This is a genomic window from Micromonospora sp. NPDC048040 (assembly GCF_055587185.1).
Genome location: NZ_JBVJGT010000029.1, coordinates 77,223 through 79,222 on the forward strand (window position 1 = coordinate 77,223; position 2,000 = coordinate 79,222).

A 2,000-nucleotide genomic window follows, 5' to 3' on the forward strand; every position below is an offset into this window, starting at 1 on the left:
GTGGCGCGCCCGGGGCTGGTGAGCACCGGCGGGGCCGGGCGCGTCGCGCGCCCGGCCCCGCTCCCCCCGTTGGCGGCGGTCAGCCCCCGGTGACCGCCCGCAGCCGGCGCCGCGTGCCCATCAGCACCACCCCCGCCAGCAGCAGCCCGACCGCCATGGTGACCAGCATCGGGCTGGACTCCCCGGGCAGCAGCCCGGCCAGCGACCGCGAGGCGGTCCCCAGCACCAGGTAGAGCCCGGCCCACGCCGCCGCGCCGACCGTCGCGCAGCCCAGGAATCGCCGGTACGACATCCGCAGCCCGCCCGCCGCCAGCGGCAGCAGCGCGTTGAACACCGGCAGGAAGGGCGCGATCAGCACCATCCGGCCGCCCCCGCGCCGCAGGATCCCCTCCGCCGCCACCCAGCGCTCCTCGCCGATCCACCCGCCGATCCGGCTGCGGCGCAGCCGGTCCCCGTACCGGCGGCCGGCGAGGAAGCTCAGCGACCACCCGGAAAGGCAGCCGGCCACCACGACGGCGAAGGTGGCGACGCCGGTGACCGGGCCGCCGACCCCCATGGCGGCCAGGATCGCCACGTCCCCCGGGACCAGCACACCGAGCAGCGGTACGGCGTCGAAGAGCATCACCACCCCGAGCACCCCCATGAGCAGGGTGGTGGGAAGCTCTCCGACCTGGGCCAGCCAATCCGCCATGCCCCGTACGCTATGACCGCCCGGCCACCCCGGGCATCGGGTCCGATCCCCCACCGCCCCCTGGTATCCGGGTCGGGGTCGACCCTGAGGAGCCCGGGGTCACCGGGGGCGCAGCACCTGGACCCGCCGGACGGGTGTGTCGACGGCGGGCTCGGTGGTCGGCAGGACATAGCTCGTCACGGCCGCCAGCACGTCCGGCGGCAGGTGCCCCCGCCCGGGTTCGCCGACCAGCACGTCGGCGCCGGTGGCGGCGGCCCGACGCAGGAAGGGCAGCACCCGCGCCGTCATCGCCTCGTCGTAGAGCACGTCCCCGGCCACCAGCAGGTCCACCTCGGACGGATCGGAGTCGAGCAGGTCACCGCCGGTGGCCGCGACCGTCACCCGGTTGGCGCGGGCGTTGACGGTCACCGCCGCGACCGCGTACGGGTCGATGTCGTTGGCGACCACGTGGTCGGCGCCGGCGAGCGCGGCGGCGATCGCCACCAGGCCGGACCCGGCGGCCAGGTCGAGCACCCGCCGCCCGGCGGCGAGGTCGGGGTGGTCGAGCAGGTGCCGGGCGAGGGCCTGCCCGCCGGCCCAGACCGAGGCCCAGTACGGCGGCGGCAGGGCGCGCCCGGCGTGCGCCTCCATCCGGGCCCACCACACGATGGCGTCCTCGGCCAGGTGCAGCCGCACCTCGGGCACGAACGGCGCCCGCACCAGCCGGAGCCGGTCCAGGCCGCCGCCCGGAGCGTCGATCTCACGCTCCAGTTCGGTCAGCGCGACGGCTGCGGCACCTCTCACCGGCGCAAGCATGCCCCAGCGGGCCGGTCGCCGCGCGGCTTTCGCCCAGCGGCCCCGAGAGTTCACCACGCCGCCTGCGGCACTTCGGCCAGCAGATCGGCGTTCGGCCGGTTACTGTCGGGGAGGTACCGGGCGATCATCGGTCGAGCACCGAGGGGTCACCCGCTTGGGAACAGGGAGAGATGCATGGCAACCGGCACGGTTAAGTGGTTCAACTCGGAAAAGGGCTTCGGCTTCATCGAGCAGGACGGCGGAGGTCCGGACGTCTTCGTCCACTACTCGGCCATCGCGACGAGCGGTTACCGGGAGCTGAACGAGGGCCAGAAGGTCGAGTTCGAGGTGACCCAGGGGCAGAAGGGTCCGCAGGCGGACAACGTCCGCCCGATGTAGATCCGTGCCGGTGGCGGGGGGGGGGGGGGGGGGGGCGGGGGGAGGGGGGGGGGGGGGGGGCGGGGGGGGGGGGGGGGGGGGGGGGGAGAGACGAGGAGGGAGAAACAAGAGAACAAAGGGGGGGGAGGGAGCAACC

General features: G+C 75.3%; 3 protein-coding genes. 1 reads left to right on the forward strand and 2 read right to left on the reverse strand.

The features are described 5' to 3' along the window. Nucleotides 1-79: 79 nt before the first annotated feature. Nucleotides 80-691, reverse strand: a complete 612-nt coding sequence (locus tag ACZ6O2_RS24050; protein WP_350709180.1) for a DedA family protein — start codon at nt 689-691, stop codon at nt 80-82. A gap of 99 nt (nt 692-790) precedes the next feature. Continuing rightward, a complete protein-coding gene (locus ACZ6O2_RS24055; RefSeq protein WP_350709182.1) occupies nt 791-1,486 on the reverse strand; it encodes a class I SAM-dependent methyltransferase in 696 nt (231 codons plus the stop codon). A 174-nt stretch (nt 1,487-1,660) separates the two neighbouring features. Between ACZ6O2_RS24055 and ACZ6O2_RS24060 the strand changes: the two genes are divergently transcribed. Then, nucleotides 1,661-1,864, forward strand: a complete 204-nt coding sequence (locus ACZ6O2_RS24060) for a cold-shock protein (RefSeq protein WP_007072071.1) — start codon at nt 1,661-1,663, stop codon at nt 1,862-1,864. The last annotated feature ends 136 nt before the right edge of the window (nt 1,865-2,000 follow it).

Coding starts and splice junctions, on each gene's coding strand:
- ACZ6O2_RS24060 (WP_007072071.1), top strand. CDS start 1,661: ATGGCAACCGGCACGGTTAAGTGGTTCAACTCGGAAAAGGGCTTCGGC.
- ACZ6O2_RS24055 (WP_350709182.1), bottom strand. CDS start 1,486: ATGCTTGCGCCGGTGAGAGGTGCCGCAGCCGTCGCGCTGACCGAACTG.
- ACZ6O2_RS24050 (WP_350709180.1), bottom strand. CDS start 691: ATGGCGGATTGGCTGGCCCAGGTCGGAGAGCTTCCCACCACCCTGCTC.